Genomic DNA, 15,772 nt, shown 5'->3' on the forward strand with positions numbered 1-15,772 from the left:
TTTTTTTTTATTACTTCGCCGCTCTTTCTTTGTGGCGTTTGTGGTTGTTTTCCTATCTTTTTCTTGCCCCCTAGCCCAACTGGGCGGGGCTCCCCCCCACCCCCGGGCCCCCCCTGCTCCTGACAACCAGGCGCCGATCAATAGGCGCTGATCCCGGTGCCCTTGTAGACCTTGTCGAACTCGGCCTTGACCTTCTCGTTCTGGTAGGACGCGACCAGCGTCTTTACCCAGCCCTCGTTCTCGTTGCCGGATTTGACGGCGATGAAGTTGCGGTAGGGGTTGTCAGCCACCGGCTCCTGGGCGATGCGGTTATCCGGGCCGAGACCGCTCTTCAGCGCCCAGTCGGTGTTGACGACGGCCGCATCGAGATCCTCGACCGAGCGCCCGACAATGCCGGCATCGAGTTCCTTGATGACGACCTTCTTCGGGTTCTCGGCAATGTCGGCGGTGGTCGCCAGGATGCCGGTGCCGTCCTTCAGCTTGATCACGCCTTCGTTCTGCAGAACGCGCAACGCGCGGCCCTCATTCGAGGGGTCGTTGGGCAAGCCGATGACGGCGCCTTCGGGCAGGTCGGCAACCTTGGTGTATTTCTTGGAGTAGAGGCCGATCGGCCAGACGCCGGTGTAGCCGACGCGCACGATGTGGTACCCTTGGGTCTTGATCTGGTTGTCGAGATAGGGCTGGTGCTGGAAGGCGTTGGCGTCGATCTCGCCGCGCTCGAGCGCCTCGTTGGGCTGGGTGTAGTCGTTGAACACCACGGTCTCGACGGTCAGGCCTTTTTCGGCGGCCTGGGCGACGACGACGCGCCAGACATCCTCATCCTCGCCGCTGATGATGCCGACCTTGATAGACTTCTTGTCCTCGGCGAAGGACGGCGTCGGCTGAGCCAGACCGGCAAGCGTGACGGCCGAGGCAAAAAGTGCCGCAAGGGCAGCTCGCCGGCTGATGGCTGAAAAAAGAAGAGAGCTGGAAGCGTTTCCGCGTTCGGACATTGTCGATCCCTCGTAATCCTGAAGTCATTGCGGCGAGGTGGAATACCAAGCCTTGACGACATCATCGGCAATGCTGCTTGCCGGATCAAAGAACCGCATTTCTTCTCAAACACGAAGCCGGGAATATTCTCTCAAAGATTTCGCAATTGCGAGAACGGTCACGCCGGACCGGTCAGAATGTCTCGACAAAGGGCCGCAGCTCGACCTCGAAGCTCCAGGCGCTGCGATGCTGGCGATGGGTCGCGAGATAGGTCTGCGCGATCGCATCGGGCGACAGCTGGCTGTCCGGTCGCTCGGGCTTCGTCCCGACCGGCTCGATCTGGCCGTCGATAATGAAATGGGCGACATGGATGTTCTTCGGGAAGAGTTCGCGCGCCATCGACTGAGCCAGACCGCGCAGGCCGAATTTCGGCATGGCAAAGCCGGCGGAGTTGGGAAAGCCCTTGATGCTGGCGGAGGCGCCGGTGAAAAGAATCGAACCGGAGCCGCGCGCAAGCAGCCGCCGCGCCGCTTGCTGGCCGACCAGGAAGCCGCCATAGGCGCCGACAAGCAAGGCTTGTTTGACCGCATCGGGATCGACCTCGGCGATCGGGCCGCGCGTGCGGCCGCTGGCATTGAAGACGGCAAGGGCCAGCGGGCCTTGCTTGTCGGCGGCGTCAAACAGGCCGGCGACGGAGGCCGGATCGGCGACGTCGGTTTCGACGGCCAGCGCGCCGGTTTCCCCGACCAGCGCCGCGAGTTTGGCCGTGTTGCGGGCGGCCAGCACCACACGATAGCCTTCCGTGGTGAGAAGGCGTGCCAAAGAGGCGCTCAGGCCCGCACCCGCGCCGGCGATCACTGCGACTTCGGATGCCATGTCGTTTCTCCTTGGCGATGACGTGTTCGTCTCATAGCTGGCGTCTTGAGCGGCGAGACGCAAGAACGACGTTGCTCGATTTTCGCTGTTCGGTGAAAAACCCTGCCGGCAGGTTCGGAGCAATCGACCGCGGCCAGGGTCTTGCCTGGCGAGACAATCCGTCCGACAGGTGATTGCGTTGGAATCGCAAACGGTGTCGCAAGGGAGTCGACCGTGGAACCAATCTGGGCCGTCGGCCTGATGACCGGCACCGTGCTTGACGGCAATATCGACGTGGCGCTGATCAAGACCGATGGCGAGCGGATCGCCGATTTCGGCACCTATACGCTGGCCCCCTACCCCGCAGCGATCCGTGCCTTGCTGGAGGAGACGCTGCGTCAGGCCCGGGTGTGGAATTTCGACGGGCCGGAGCCGGCGATCTTTGCCGAAGCCGAGGAGGCGCTGACGCGGGCGCAGTCGGCGGCGGTGAAGGACCTTGTCGAAAGCTACGGCCTGACCATGGGCGATATCGGCGTGGTCGGTTTTCACGGCCAAACCGTGCTGCATCGTGCCCCGCAACCCGGGCGGCGCGGCGATACGCGCCAGTTGGGCGACGGCGCGCTGATGCATTCCATTTTGGGCGCCAAGGTCGCCTATGATTTCCGCTCGGACGATGTGCGCGCCGGCGGCCAGGGCGCACCACTGGCGGCTGCCTACCACGCGGCGCTTTTGAGGGAAGCCGACGCCAGCGGGGACACCGCTGTGCTCAATCTCGGCGGTGTCGGCAACGTCACTTGGTGGGACGGCAAGGACAACATCGTCGCCTTCGACACTGGCCCGGCCAACGCGCCGCTCAACGATTTCATCAAGGCAAACGGCCTCGGCGAGATGGACCGCGACGGCGCACTGGGCGCGGCCGGCACCGTCGATGAAGTGCGGCTGGCCAAATTGCTCCAGCATCCGTATCTGACCAAGCCCTATCCGAAATCGCTCGACCGTTTCGACTTCGGCGCCGCCATGGCCGACGGCCTCGGCGCAGAGGATGGGGCGGCGACGCTGACGGCCTTCACCGTCTCGGCCGTCGGCAAGGCGCTCGATTTGTTGCCGCGCCGGCCGAAGCGGCTGGCGGTCAGTGGCGGCGGCCGCCGCAACCCGACGATGATGGCGATGCTGGCGAGGCGCGCCAACGTCGAGGTTGTGCAGGCCGAGACACTGGGCTGGAAAGGCGATGCGGTGGAGGCCGAATGCTTTGCCTTCCTTGCCGTGCGCGTGCTGCGCGGCCTGCCGATCAGCTTTCCCAGCACCACCGGCGTGCCGCGGCCGATGCAAGGCGGGCGGCTGGCAGGTTAGAGCTTCTTCTGCAGGAAGATGCGGCTGCGGCCGACGGGAAAGTCAGGCAGTTCGCCGAAGCGCCGGTAGCCTTGCCGCTCATAGACTTTGGCCGCTGTCGGATTGAACGTATCAATCCAGGCGTTTTGGCAGCCGCGCTTGACCGCTTCCTCCTCGGCAGCGCCCAGCATGTCGCCGGCCATATGCCGGCCGCGCAGGCGTTCGTCGACCCACAGCCACTGCACATAGAGCCAGCCCCAGGCGGTGTATCCCGAAATGCCGGCGACGACAGCGCCGTGCTCATCACGAACGAAGACGGCGATCGGCTTGCGGCCGGAGGGGCCGACATCGCCGTCATTGAACGCCGTCAGCCGCTCGGCCAGGAAGGCGAGGTCGTCTGACGAGGGGTCGGCAGTGGTTTCAAGCGTCGTCTTCATCCGGGCGGGGCTCGCATGGCAAGCCAAGCTCTAGCGAAGGACGGGATGAGAACGCAAGCTTTACGGCTTGATGGGCAGCGGCGATCGCCATGACCCCGCTGCTGCCGCAACCAGCATCAGCACGGCGGCGACGATGGCGCAGATGGCAAAGCCGAACGATGAATAAAGCGGCCCGAAGCTGGTGGTGCCGATGAAGACGGCGAGGTAGGTGACCGAGCTGTTCAGGCCCATGATGGTGCCACGGCGCGACGGATCGAGCGCGGTAAGGCGCATCACCAGCACGTTCAGGCCGAAATGATTGGCAAGGCCCCAGATGGCGATCATAGCCAGGATCAGCACGAAATTGCTGCTTGCGAGCGCGATCGCGACATAGACGACGGCGACCAGCAGATAGGCGAAAGGCATGACGCGCCGTGCGCCGATGCGGTCGATGACGCCGTCGAGGAAGGCCGCGGCGCCGAAGCCGGCGCCGTAGGCGAGTGCGGCCAGCGCATTGGCGCTGACGGGCTCGCCCAGATCCTGGTGCAGATGATCGCCGAGATAGCCGTAGACGCCGTAAAAAGCGGTCATGAAGGCAGTGCAGGCGATGAGCAGCGGCACGATGCCCGGAATGGCCAGCGCAACGAACGGCGACGGCGCCGGGCCGCTCTTCCTGACGTCGCTGAGCGAGGTCATCGACAAGGCAGCAAGCGCAATGGCGGAAAGCACCGCGACGGCGGCGAAGACGGCGCGCCAGTGCACGAGATCGGCAAGCACGGCCGACAGCGACACGCCGGCCACCATGGAGACCGTCCAGCCGGTCAGCACGACGCCGATCGTGCCGCTTTCGCGGCCGGGCGGCGCAATTGCCGCTGCACTGGCATAGATGGCCGGCATGGCGACGCCGGCGGCGATGCCGGCGACGGCCTGGGCCGCGACCAGCATGATCACCGTCGGCGCCAGCGCGCTGGCGAGAAGCCCGACCGTCAGCAACAGCAGAGCGCCCTGCAGCATGCGGCGGGCGCCGACGCCGTCGATATAGCGGGCGAGGAACAAAGCGCTGGCGGAAGTGCCGAGACCGAAGGCAGCCGACGCGGCCATCACCGCCGGCACGCTGGTGCCGAAGGATGCGGCGACTGCCGGAGCAATTGGACCCAGGACCAGCGAGTTCGAGCCGATGACGGCGATGCAGCCGGTCAGGAGATAGGCCAGCGCCGGGATCGGCTGATGGAGCGTTGCAGCTTGATGCGCGTTCGTCATCGGGTCATAATGGCCGAACTGAATTCCGCGACAACAAGGAATTTCGATATGGACGAAGAAACAGATGGGGTTCTGCAGAATAAGGTAGCTCCCCGAGAGCTCGACGCAATCGACCGAAAAATATTAGGCGTGCTGGTCGAGGATGCGACGATCAGCTACGCCGAACTTGGCGAACGCGTCTGCCTGTCGCCGCCGGCGGCGCATGAGCGGGTCAAGCGCCTGCGGCGCAGCGGCGCCATCCGCGGCACGGCTGTGATCATCGACCCGAAGGCGGTGAAAAAGCCGCTGCTCACCTTCGTGCATATCGATACCAAGGGCTGGGGCAAGACGCCGGAGCTGATGGCCGTTTCGCAATATCCTGAGGTCGAGGAAATCCATTCGGTGGCCGGCGACACCTGCCTGCTGCTCAAGGTCCGCACCGAGGACACCAGGGCGCTCGAAGGCCTGCTGGCGCGTCTCTACGAAACGCCCGGCGTCACCTCGACGCGAAGCTATGTCGTGCTGTCGACCTATCTCGAGCGCCCGGTGCAGCCCGAGATCACCGCGCAATGGCCGACGCCCCGGCATATGGCCACGCCGTTGTACTGATCTGCGCTATCTTCGTCTTGCCGGGGCCACAACAATCCTTCACAAACGGCACCCTATATTGATGCCAGGCATTGATTTGGGGTGACGAGAGGCGCGGCTTGGAATTCGAACTGAAAACCATCGAGGCGCTGGCCCCCGATCAGGCGTCGCTAAGCGCCGCCTCGAAGCTCACCAAGCGCTCGAACTGGCCGCGGCTGGAGAAGAACGAGCAGCAGGCGCTGATCTGGGGCGAATGCCAGGGCTCGGGATCCAACCCCTATCGCACCGTCGTCGACACCGGCGACCACGGCTACAAATGCACCTGCCCGTCGCGAAAATTTCCCTGCAAGCACACGCTGGCGCTGATGTGGATCGCCGCCACGGCGCCGGCCAGCTTCACATCAGCCGAAACAACGCCGGAATGGGTCAATGACTGGCTTGGCCGGCGCAGGAAGAGTGCGCCCCCGCCGGTCGACGCAAAGTCTGGCAGGGGCGCGTCTGGCAAGAGCATTGGCGAGGCCTCGCAGGCAGAGGAAAGCACCGTCGATGACGCCGCCGCGACGGAGCGCCGCGAGACGGCGCAGCGCAAGCGGGCGGAAGATACGCGCACCGCGGTGGCAGGCGCGCTGGACGAACTCGACCAGTGGATTGCCGACCAGCTGCGGCTCGGCCTTTCCGCCTTTGCCGACGCCAGCAGCGAGCGCTGCCGCCGCATTGCCGCCAGGCTGGTCGACATGAAAGCAACGGCGCTTGCGGGACGCATCGACGAAATCCCGGCCCGGCTAATGGCGCTGCGCAGCGAGGAACGGCCGGACGCGGCGATCCGCGAACTCGGCAAGCTGGTTTTGCTGGCCAAGGCCTGGCGCTCGGCGCCAGACGATCCCGAATTGAAGCGGCTGGTGTCGGCATCCGAAACCCGCGACCAGGTGCTGGCCAATCCCGATGCAAGACAGGTCGACAGCCAGTGGGAAGTCATCGGCGAGAAGATCGAGACCCGCCGCGACGGCCTTGTCAGCCATTCTACCTGGCTGCTCGACCTGAAAAGCCCGACGCCGCAATTTGCGCTGCTACTCGATTTCTTTCCGGCCTCGGCCGGCCGCCGCTCTGCCGCGTTCACACCTGGCGACCGGTTCGATGCAAGGCTGGTGTTCTATCCGTCACGCCAACGGCTGCGGGCGCTGGTAGCGGAGCGCAAGGGCGATGTCGTGTCGGGCGCCTGGCCGGATTTCGGCCTCGGCATTGTCAAGGATCCGCTGGCGGCGCATGCGGCGCACCAGGACGCAGCACCCTGGTCGACCGATAGCCCGCTGATGCTGCCTGCCGGCGCGATCCTGCTCGATGAGCGCGGCACCGCCTGGTGGCAAGCGGCGCACGACCCGCAAGGGATCGCCCTGCCTGTCGCCGGAACCGTCGATCAAACCGTGCTCGGTCTCGACCTTTCGGCAACGGCAGCCCTGTGGAACGGCGCGCGGCTCGATCTGCTCGCCGCGCAAAGCGGCTTCGGGAGGCTCGATCTGTCATGAACGAGCTCGAGCAAACCGGCCTGGCGACGATGCGCGACTGCTGGATCACCGGCGGAACTGCGTTCGATCTGGCGCCAGCCGCGTGGAAGGAAATCGCCGGCGGCGCAAGCCCGGACGAACGGGAGCGGCTGTTGCTGGCCATCGCCGCGCAGGCGCTCGATGTGGGCTTAAGGCCAGCCGCGCCGAAGTCGCTGAAGCGGCGCCCGCCGCTGCCGAGGCTTGGCCTGCCGCTGCTGCCGGAGCGGTTGCGGCCGCTGTTGCGGGCTGCCTTGAAGAACACCGCCGATGCGCGGCGCAAGGCGCGCGTGGCGACGCTCGTCGCCGGCCGTGGCTACGTGCTGCATCCGATGGACTGGATGCCGTCGGCATCAGACCAGAACAGCCCTGACATCTATGCGCCGTGGATCGACTGGCAGGCCAGCGTCGAGGGGCTGAAGATTGCGCCGCAGGAGCAACTGACGGTGCAGAACTGGGATGACTTTTACCCCGCCGCGCGCCGTATCGCGTTGACCGAGATGCGCCGTCGCGATCCGGCCACGGCCCGCAGCCTGATGGAAGCGAAGGCGCCCGGCGAGCCGGCGGAAGTCCGGCTGGCACTGATCGAACTCATGCATTTCGGCCTGACGCCTGAGGACGCGCCGTTCCTGAAAAGCCTGGCCACTGACCGCTCCGGCAAGGTGCAGGAACTGGCGAGCCGGCTGCTGGCGAGGTTGGGCGAGCACGGTCGTGTTGGTGGCGGTGCCGACGATCCCGTTGCCGAACTTGCCACCTTCATCGCAGAAGGCAAATCCGGCTTTATCCGCCGCCGCACCACCTACACCCCGGCAAAACTCAAATCCCCGGCGCAGGAAAAGCGCCGCGCCGAACTGTTCGAGACCTGCAATCTGGTCGACCTTGCTTCCCGATTTGGGGTCAGCGAACCCGATTTCATTGCAGCCTGGCAGTTCGGTGCCGACAACAATGCCGACATCCAGATCTCACGAATGGTCGCCGCGTCGGGCAGCGACGCTGCAGTAACGCAGATGGCCGACACGCTGATCGCCGAGGGTGGCAAGCCGGCACTGTTCGTGCTGCACCTGACACCGCGCCTGGATAGCCGCAGGAAGCGTGTCCTGGTCAGATTGATCCTGAAAGATACGCCGCAGTATGTTAGCACGCTCACCCTTGCCGAGGGCTTCGAAGCCAACTGGCTGGATTGGCCCGACCTGACGAACGGCCAGAGCTTGGCGGTGTTGCGTTCGGCTGTCGCCGGCAATGATGACGCGATGAAGCGAACCGTCGACGACCTGTTGGAAACTTTGGGCTTTCTGGCCACTGCGGCGACAGCGGAAAAATTGATCGAGCATGTCGTTGCGGCCGGCATGCCGCCGGCGGCAGCCTCGCTCGCTTTCCTGCGCCTCAACGCGGCCCTGACGGGAACCAACCCATGACAATCCGGAGAACAGCACCATGAACGCAGCCATCCGCCTCCCTGTCGAGCAGGTCTATGCCGCTGAACTGCAGGCGCTGGCGCGCAATGACGAACGCCAGAAGCCGGCCGGATGGAGCCTGTCGCCGAAGGCCGTGCTGACCTATCTGCTCGGCGGCAAGGCAAGCGACGGCACCGTGATATCGCCGAAATATGTTGGCCGCCGCCGGCTGATGGAAACCGCGGTGGCGACACTCGCTACCGACCGCGCGCTGCTGTTGCTCGGCGTTCCCGGCACCGCCAAGTCCTGGGTGTCGGAACATCTCGCCGCCGCCATCATGGGCAACTCGACGCTGATCGTGCAGTGCACGGCCGGCACCGACGAGAACCAGATCCGCTACGGCTGGAACTATGCGCAGCTTTTGGCCAAAGGGCCGAGCCAGGAGGCGCTGGTGCCGACGCCGCTCTACCGCGCCATGGAGAGCGGCAAGCTATGCCGCCTGGAAGAGTTGACGCGCATGGGCTCCGATGTACAGGATACGCTGATCACCGTGCTGTCGGAAAAGATGATGCCGATCCCGGAACTCAACACCTCGCTCTATGCCCAGCGCGGCTTCAACATCATCGCCACCGCAAACAACCGCGACAAGGGCGTCAACGAGCTGTCCTCGGCGCTGAAACGCCGCTTCAATGTGGTGGTGCTGCCGCTGCCCGAGGACATGGCGGAAGAGGTGGCGATCGTCTCCAAGCGGGTCGACGAGATGGCCGGCGGGCTCGACCTGCCGGTGCCGAAAAATGTCGGCGAGGAGATCGCTCGCGTGTTGACCATTTTCCGCGAGCTGCGCTCGGGCGCGACCGCCGACGGCAAGGTGACGCTGAAGACGCCTTCGGGTTCGCTCTCGACCGCCGAGGCGATCGCCACCATGGTCGGCGGCCTCAGCCAGGCGGCGTGGTTCGACAGCGGCAAGCTCGGCGCCGAAGGCCTCGCCGCCAGCCTTGTCGGCGCCATCGTCAAGGACCCGGTGCAGGACAAGGTGGTGCTGGAGGAATATCTCGAAACGGTGCTCAAGAAGCGGCCGGACTATGCCGGCTATTACGCGGCGCTGAACGCAGCGATCTGAGGTCATGAGCGACGTCGCCTATTTCGGCATCCGCCATCACGGGCCGGGCTCCGCCGACAGCCTGGTGCAGGCGCTGCGGGACTTGCAGCCGGTCGCGGTGCTGATCGAAGGGCCGAGCGACGCGTCCGCCCTGCTGCCATTGCTGGCGCGCCCGCAGATGCAGCCGCCGGTGGCGCTGCTCTGCTACCCCGAGGACGATCCGGCCGCGACAAGTTTCTGGCCGTTCGCCGAGTTCTCGCCGGAATACCAGGCGGCGGTGTGGGCGGTGGAGAACAAGGCGGCATTGCGGTTCATCGACCTGCCGTCATCGGCACGGTTCGCGGCACCGGCAACCGACGACACCGACAAAACGGCTGACGCCGACATGCCCGAACCCAAGGACGAAACCGGTGAGGATGGCGAGCCCGCATCGCATCGCGACCCGATCGGCACGCTGGCTGCGGCCGCCGGCTATGAAGATGGCGAAAGCTGGTGGGCCGACATTATCGAGCAGAATCCGCAGCCGGGTCCAATCTTCGCTGCCATCACCGATGCGATGACGACGCTGCGCGACGGCGAAGGTGCGATCGCGCCGTTCGAGGCCAAGCGTGAAGCGCATATGCGATTGGAAATCGCTGCCGCGCGCAAGGAATTCGCCGGACCGATCGCCGTCGTCTGCGGCGCATGGCATGTGCCGGCCCTGCAGGCCGCGCACACGCAGAAGAAAGACCAGGCGCTGATCAAGGGAATTGCCCGGCGCAAAAGCATCATGACATGGGCGCCATGGACCGGGCCGCGTCTTGCGCTGGGCTATGGTTATGGCGCTGGCGTCGTCGCGCCCGGCTGGTGCAAGCATCTGTGGCGCACACGAGGGCGGCGCGACGCCGCGACGCTGTGGCTGGCGACGATCGCGGCGGTGCTGCGGGCGAAGGGCCATCTGGTGTCGACCGCGTCGCTGATCGAGGCCGAGCGGCTTGCGCGCACACTGGCTGCCATTCGCGAGCGGCCGAAGCCCGGCTTCGAGGAATTGCGCGATGCCGCGATCGCGGCGCTGTTCAACGGCGAAGCGGTGCTGTGGGCGCTGGTCGAGGCCGAGCTGCTTTTGGGCGCGGATGTCGGCGAGATTCCGCCCGACACGCCGCTGGCGCCGCTGATCGAGGACCTGCAGCGCAACCAGAAGGCGGCGCGGCTGAAGCCGGAGGCGCTGGAACGCGAGCTGTCGGTCGATCTGCGCAGCGAAAGCGGACTGTTTCGTTCGACATTGCTGCACCGGCTGAACGTGCTTGGCGTGCAATGGGGCAGGCTGGCCGACGCCGGCCGCAGCCGCGGCACCTTTCGCGAAAAATGGACGCTGGCCTGGGAGCCGGAATATGCCGTGCGCCTGGTCGAGAACCTGATCTACGGCCCGACTATCGAAAAGGCCGCCAATGGCCGCCTGATCCAGATGCTCGGTGCGGCCGCGAGCCTCGACACGCTTGCCGCCCTTGTCCAGAGCGCCATTACGGCGGATCTGTCGGAGGCCGCGAGCGCCGGCCTTGTAGCGTTGGAGGCGCGCGCAGCGCACAGCAGCGAATGCCTGGAGATGCTGGCCTCGGTGCCGCCGCTTGCCGACATCATCCGTTACGGCGAGGCGCGCAAGACCGAAACCAACCGGCTGTCCGGTTTGTTGGAACGGTTGATCGTCGAAGGCGCGATCGCGCTGCCCTATGCGGTGCGCGACCTGGACGAGCAGGCCGCCACCACGCTGGTCGGTGCTGTGCGCAAGGCCGACACGGCGATCCGGCTGGTCGAGCCCGGCGAAGGCGTGCTCGATGCATGGCGCAACGGCCTGACCGGCGTGCTGGAAGGTCCGGGCTCGACGGCGCTGCTCGCCGGCTGCGCCGCGCATCTGCTCTATGAAGCCGGCCAACTGTCGGCAGAGGACGCCGCCGGGCTGCTCGGACGCAGGCTGTCGCCGGGGACGCCGGTCGCCCAGGCAGCGGGGTTCTTCGAAGGTTTCTTCAGCACTGCCGGCCAGCGGCTGATCTACGACGAGGGCCTGCGCGGCGCCGTCGATGGGTGGCTGAAATCGCTCGACGAGGAAGCTTTCATCGCGCATCTGCCATTGCTGCGCCGCGTCTTCTCCAATCTGGACTCGATGGAGCGGCAGCGGTTGATCGAGGCCGTGCTCGGCCGCACCGCAAGGTTGCCGGCCGGCCTGACGCCGGCGCCGGATGGCGGCGAGGGCTGGCGCCGTCACCTGGAGCGGCTTGGGCCATTGCTGGCGGGCGGAGTGTGACAATGGATGACGAAGCCGAAGTGCCCGAACCCGGCCCAGCATCCTCCGATAGCGGGCGCGAGCGCCGCTGGCGGCTGGCGATCGGCGCCGATGACGAGGCTTCCTCCGCCCTTTCCAGTGATGACAAAAAACTGTCTTCGGCGCTCGATGCGCTTTACGGCGACGGCGCCAATGCCGATGCCGACCCGCGCAAGCGGCGCGGCGGGCTCGGCCGCTCGGCGCCACGCGTGGCGCAATGGATGGGCGATATCCGCTCCTTCTTTCCCGCCCAGGTGGTCCAGATCGTCCAGAAGGATGCCTTTGAGCGGCTGAACCTGAAGCAGATGCTGATGGAGCCGGAATTCCTCAAGGCGATCGAGGCCGACGTCAACCTCGTCGCCGACCTGATCTCGCTGCGTTCGGTGATGCCGGCCAAGACCAAGGACATCGCCCGCACCATCATCGCCGACATCGTTGCCAAGCTGATGCAGCGGCTGGAGCAGAAGACCGCCGAGGCGATCCGTGGCGCGCTCGACAAGTCGCGACGCACCAACCGGCCGCGCCAACGCGACATCGACTGGCCGCGCACCATCTCGGCCAATCTTCGCCACTACCAGCCTGAGCACAAAACCGTCGTGCCGGAAAAACTGGTCGGCTTCATGCGCAAGCAACGCCGGCTGGTCGATCTCGACGAAGTGGTGCTGTGCGTCGACCAGTCCGGCTCGATGGCGAGCTCGGTGATCTACGCCTCGATTTTCGCCGCGGTGATGGCGTCGCTGCCGGTCGTGCGCACCAAGCTGGTCTGTTTCGACACGGCCATCGTCGACCTGACCGAAGAGCTCAGCGACCCGGTCGAGGTGCTGTTTGGCGTGCAGCTCGGCGGCGGCACCGACATCAACCAGGCGGTCGCCTATTGCGCCGACCGCATCGAGCGGCCGACCAAATCCCACTTCGTGCTGATCACCGACCTCTATGAGGGCGGCAACGGCCAGGACTTGCTGCGGCGGCTTGCGGCGCTGGTCCGGTCCGGCGTCAATGTCATCGTGCTGCTGGCGCTGACCGATCAGGGCCGGCCGGGCTATGATCCGGCGATGTCGGCTTCGGTCGCGGCACTTGGCATACCGGTCTTCGCCTGCACGCCGGACCTGTTTCCCGACATGATGGCGGCGGCGTTGCGGCGCGAGGATATCGGCGCCTGGGCAGCCGGCGCCGACATCAAGCTGATCCGCGCCGAGACGGAGCCGAGCAGTCAGGCCTGACTATTCGAACGAATAGGCAAACCCGTCAGTGGAAGCGCTGACGGTCACCTTGGTCATCTTCTCGCCGTCGAGCGACCGGTTCAGCACGCCGCGGCTGAGTTCCGGCAACAGCGTGTTGGTGAGGATGGCGTCGATCATGCGGCCACCGGACTCGATTTCGGTGCAGCGCGCCCTGACCAGCGCCATGACGCCGTCGCCGATCACCAGTTCGGCGTCGTGGCTGGCGCGCAGCCGCCGCGCGATCTTGCCGAACTGATGGCGGGTGATGGCCTCGATCATCGAATCCGAGAGCGGATAGTAAGGGATGGTCACGACGCGGCCGAGGAAGGCCGCTGGAAACACCTTCAGCAGTGGAGCGCGCAGTGCAGCATCGAGGCCGTCGAGCCCTGCCCTCACCGTGCCGTTGCCGGTCCGCTCCATGATGACTTCGGAGCCGACATTGGACGTCAGCAGGATCAGCGTGTTCTTGAAGTCGATGCGCCTTCCCTCGCTGTCATCCATCATGCCCTTGTCGAAGACCTGGAAAAAGATCTCGTGGACGTCGGGATGCGCCTTCTCGACCTCGTCGAGCAGGATCACCGAATAGGGTTTTCGGCGCACGGCCTCGGTGAGAATGCCACCCTTGCCGTAGCCGACATAGCCGGGCGGTGCGCCCTTGAGCGTCGAGACGGTGTGCGCCTCCTGGAATTCGGACATGTTGATCGAGATCAGGTTCTGTTCGCCGCCATAGAGCGTCTCGGCCAACGCCAGGGCCGTCTCGGTCTTGCCGACTCCCGAGGGGCCGCAGAGCAGGAACACGCCGACCGGCTTTTCCGGCGCTCCGAGCCCGGCGCGGCTGGTCTGCACGCGCTTGGCAATCATCTCCATGGCGTGATCCTGGCCGACGACACGTTCGGACAGCGTGGTGGCCAGCTTGAGCGCCTTTTCGGTCTGGCTGGACAGCATCCGTCCCGTCGGGATGCCGGTCCAGTCCTGGACCACGGCAGCTACCGCATTGCGGTCGACCGACGGCAGGATCAGCGGCGTCTCGCCTTGCGCGGTGGCAAGCTCGGCCATGAGTTCACGCAGCCGCGCCAGATCGGCGGCAGGATCTGACGGCGCAGCTTCGGCAGCCGGCGCTTCGGTCTCGGACGTTTCGGCCTTGGGCGTCTCGGCCTTGGGCACCTTGGTCTTTTCTTCGTCCGGCGCTGCCGGTTCGGCTTCGGCCTCAGCTGTCGCCACCGCATCGAGCGGGACGCCGTCGCCGCGCAGCCGCGCGCGCAGTTCGAGGATCTCGGCAACCAGCGCCTTTTCGCGCTCCCAGCGCTCCTCGGCGGCGGCGAGCATGGTCCCGGCTTCAGTGAGCCCGGCCTCGACCCGCGCCTGCCGGTCAGTTACTTCGATGCCGATCGCGGCCTCGCGGCCGATGATGCCGCTTTCGACTTCCAGCGCCTGGCGGCGCCGCAAAATGTCCTCGACCTCGGCCGGCGTCGCATGCTGCGAGATCGCCACCCTGGCGCAAGCGGTGTCGAGCAGGCTGACCGCCTTGTCGGGCAATTGCCGCGCCGGGATGTAACGATGCGACAGGCCGACCGCCGCCTCGATCGCCTCGTCCAGGATCTGCACTTCGTGATGCTGTTCGAGCACGCCGGCTACACCGCGCAGCATGAGCACAGCGACCGCTTCCGACGGCTCATCGATCTTGACCACCTGGAAACGGCGGGTCAGCGCCGGGTCCTTTTCGATGTGCTGCTTGTACTCGGCCCAGGTGGTTGCGGCGATGGTGCGCAATTCGCCGCGCGCCAGCGCCGGCTTCAAGAGATTGGCGGCATCGCCGGTTCCGGCGGCACCACCGGCGCCGATCAGCGTGTGCGCCTCGTCGATGAACAGGATGACCGGCGTCTCGGATGACTGAACTTCGTCGATCACCGCCTTCAGGCGCTTCTCGAACTCGCCCTTGACGCTGGCGCCGGCCTGCATCAGGCCGACGTCGAGCATACGCACGCTGATGCCCTGCAGGGGCGGCGGCACGTCGCCCTGGGCGATGCGCAGGGCAAACCCCTCGACCACCGCGGTCTTGCCGACACCGGCCTCGCCGGTCAGGATCGGGTTGTTCTGCCGGCGCCGCATCAGGATATCGATGATCTGCCGGATCTCCGGGTCTCGGCCGACGACCGGGTCGATCTTGCCGTCATGGGCGCGCTGGGTGAGGTCTGTGGCGTATTTGGCCAGCGCGGAGTCCCCGCCCGGAGCTCGCCGCGGCGCCTCCGCGGTGGGAGCCACTGCTGCCGTGGCGCCGGCTTCGAGCGAACCGTCCACCACCTCGGCAAAGCGGGCGATGACCCCGTCGGCGTCGATCTGGTCGAATTCGCCGCTGATCTTCGCCACCAGGCCTTCCAGCACCGGCGTCTTCAGGCAGGCGAGCACGACATGGGCGCTGCGGACCTCCTCCATGCCGAATTCCAGCGTCGCCAGATTCCAGGCTTCCTGGATGGCGTGGAAAATGTGGTCGGAAAATTCCTCGATCGAGGTGGCGCCGTAGGGCAGCTTGTCGACGGCGCGGGTCATTTCGCTGGTAAGCCGGCTGGCATCGACGCCGGCATCGGCAATGATCATCTGCACATCCGAACGCTCGGACAGCACCAGTTGTTCTATGAAATGGACGAGTTCGACGTAAGGATTGCCGCGCAGCTTGGCGCTGTCGGCGGCGGCCTTGAAGGCGCGCAGGCAGACCGGATTGAGCTTGCCAACCAGTTCCTTGCGTTTGAACCCCTGCGACGACCGGCGCTGTTCCATCGAACGTGCTCCTGCAATCTGCCCCGTCGACAGCCTGCCACATAAGCAGCC

Annotated in this window: 12 protein-coding genes; 7 read left to right on the forward strand and 5 right to left on the reverse strand. The window is 65.9% G+C overall.

Annotated elements, in window-relative coordinates:
• Nucleotides 1–137 precede the first annotated feature (137 nt).
• Together NKI10_RS11095 and NKI10_RS11100 are read right to left on the reverse strand one after the other, a co-directional pair.
• The gene (locus NKI10_RS11095) at nt 138–992 is read right to left on the reverse strand and encodes a MetQ/NlpA family lipoprotein (RefSeq protein ID WP_023738419.1); all 855 of its coding nucleotides are present in this window, start codon (nt 990–992) and stop codon (nt 138–140) included.
• 172 nt (nt 993–1,164) lie between these two features.
• A complete protein-coding gene (locus tag NKI10_RS11100) occupies nt 1,165–1,848 on the reverse strand; it encodes an SDR family NAD(P)-dependent oxidoreductase (protein WP_023668581.1) in 684 nt (227 codons plus the stop codon).
• A gap of 213 nt (nt 1,849–2,061) precedes the next feature.
• Between NKI10_RS11100 and NKI10_RS11105 the strand changes: the two genes are divergently transcribed.
• On the forward strand, nt 2,062–3,177 hold the full coding sequence (locus NKI10_RS11105) for an anhydro-N-acetylmuramic acid kinase (RefSeq protein WP_023709949.1): 1,116 nt from the start codon (nt 2,062–2,064) through the stop codon (nt 3,175–3,177).
• Here the strand turns inward: NKI10_RS11105 and NKI10_RS11110 are convergent.
• Together NKI10_RS11110 and NKI10_RS11115 are read right to left on the reverse strand one after the other, a co-directional pair.
• Nucleotides 3,174–3,593 (reverse strand): GNAT family N-acetyltransferase, encoded by a 420-nt coding sequence (locus NKI10_RS11110; RefSeq protein WP_023684459.1) that lies wholly within the window; start codon nt 3,591–3,593, stop codon nt 3,174–3,176. The two genes, NKI10_RS11105 and NKI10_RS11110, sit on opposite strands and share 4 nt — an antisense overlap.
• A gap of 60 nt (nt 3,594–3,653) precedes the next feature.
• On the reverse strand, nt 3,654–4,832 hold the full coding sequence (locus tag NKI10_RS11115) for an MFS transporter (protein WP_023696650.1): 1,179 nt from the start codon (nt 4,830–4,832) through the stop codon (nt 3,654–3,656).
• Nucleotides 4,833–4,880: 48 nt separating this feature from the next.
• Here NKI10_RS11115 and NKI10_RS11120 point away from each other — a divergent pair, with 48 nt between their 5' ends.
• The 6 genes from NKI10_RS11120 to NKI10_RS11145 all read left to right on the forward strand — a co-directional run bounded on the left by NKI10_RS11120 (nt 4,881) and on the right by NKI10_RS11145 (nt 12,946).
• Nucleotides 4,881–5,420: an Lrp/AsnC family transcriptional regulator gene (locus tag NKI10_RS11120; RefSeq protein ID WP_023724276.1), complete on the forward strand. Its 540-nt coding sequence runs from the start codon at nt 4,881–4,883 to the stop codon at nt 5,418–5,420.
• Between the two features lie 98 nt (nt 5,421–5,518).
• Nucleotides 5,519–6,922 (forward strand): SWIM zinc finger family protein, encoded by a 1,404-nt coding sequence (locus tag NKI10_RS11125; RefSeq protein ID WP_023684463.1) that lies wholly within the window; start codon nt 5,519–5,521, stop codon nt 6,920–6,922.
• Nucleotides 6,919–8,352 carry a DUF5691 domain-containing protein gene (locus NKI10_RS11130; RefSeq protein ID WP_023732190.1) on the forward strand — a complete coding sequence of 478 codons (1,434 nt, stop codon included), beginning with the start codon at nt 6,919–6,921 and terminating at the stop codon, nt 8,350–8,352. The genes NKI10_RS11125 and NKI10_RS11130 overlap by 4 nt, the downstream gene beginning before the upstream one ends.
• 19 nt (nt 8,353–8,371) lie before the next feature.
• Entirely contained in the window at nt 8,372–9,451 is a 1,080-nt protein-coding gene (locus NKI10_RS11135; RefSeq protein ID WP_352859906.1) for an ATP-binding protein, read from the forward strand.
• A 4-nt stretch (nt 9,452–9,455) separates the two neighbouring features.
• The gene (locus tag NKI10_RS11140) at nt 9,456–11,708 is read left to right on the forward strand and encodes a DUF5682 family protein (protein ID WP_352859908.1); all 2,253 of its coding nucleotides are present in this window, start codon (nt 9,456–9,458) and stop codon (nt 11,706–11,708) included.
• Between the two features lie 2 nt (nt 11,709–11,710).
• Nucleotides 11,711–12,946, forward strand: a complete 1,236-nt coding sequence (locus NKI10_RS11145; protein ID WP_023687036.1) for a VWA domain-containing protein — start codon at nt 11,711–11,713, stop codon at nt 12,944–12,946.
• On the opposite strand, the gene tssH is transcribed toward NKI10_RS11145, so the two are convergent.
• Nucleotides 12,947–15,721: a type VI secretion system ATPase TssH gene (gene tssH, locus NKI10_RS11150; RefSeq protein ID WP_352859910.1), complete on the reverse strand. Its 2,775-nt coding sequence runs from the start codon at nt 15,719–15,721 to the stop codon at nt 12,947–12,949.
• Nucleotides 15,722–15,772: the final 51 nt, after the last annotated feature.

The sequence above is a fragment of the Mesorhizobium sp. M0802 genome (assembly GCF_040320115.1).
Lineage (GTDB): Bacteria > Pseudomonadota > Alphaproteobacteria > Rhizobiales > Rhizobiaceae > Mesorhizobium.

Bases quoted from the DNA above. Each gene is read 5' to 3' on its own strand.
- NKI10_RS11095 (WP_023738419.1), bottom strand. From the start codon at position 992: ATGTCCGAACGCGGAAACGCTTCCAGCTCTCTTCTTTTTTCAGCCATC.
- NKI10_RS11100 (WP_023668581.1), bottom strand. From the start codon at position 1,848: ATGGCATCCGAAGTCGCAGTGATCGCCGGCGCGGGTGCGGGCCTGAGC.
- NKI10_RS11110 (WP_023684459.1), bottom strand. From the start codon at position 3,593: ATGAAGACGACGCTTGAAACCACTGCCGACCCCTCGTCAGACGACCTC.
- NKI10_RS11115 (WP_023696650.1), bottom strand. From the start codon at position 4,832: ATGACGAACGCGCATCAAGCTGCAACGCTCCATCAGCCGATCCCGGCG.
- NKI10_RS11120 (WP_023724276.1), top strand. From the start codon at position 4,881: ATGGACGAAGAAACAGATGGGGTTCTGCAGAATAAGGTAGCTCCCCGA.
- NKI10_RS11130 (WP_023732190.1), top strand. From the start codon at position 6,919: ATGAACGAGCTCGAGCAAACCGGCCTGGCGACGATGCGCGACTGCTGG.
- NKI10_RS11135 (WP_352859906.1), top strand. From the start codon at position 8,372: ATGAACGCAGCCATCCGCCTCCCTGTCGAGCAGGTCTATGCCGCTGAA.
- NKI10_RS11140 (WP_352859908.1), top strand. From the start codon at position 9,456: ATGAGCGACGTCGCCTATTTCGGCATCCGCCATCACGGGCCGGGCTCC.
- NKI10_RS11145 (WP_023687036.1), top strand. From the start codon at position 11,711: ATGGATGACGAAGCCGAAGTGCCCGAACCCGGCCCAGCATCCTCCGAT.
- tssH (WP_352859910.1), bottom strand. From the start codon at position 15,721: ATGGAACAGCGCCGGTCGTCGCAGGGGTTCAAACGCAAGGAACTGGTT.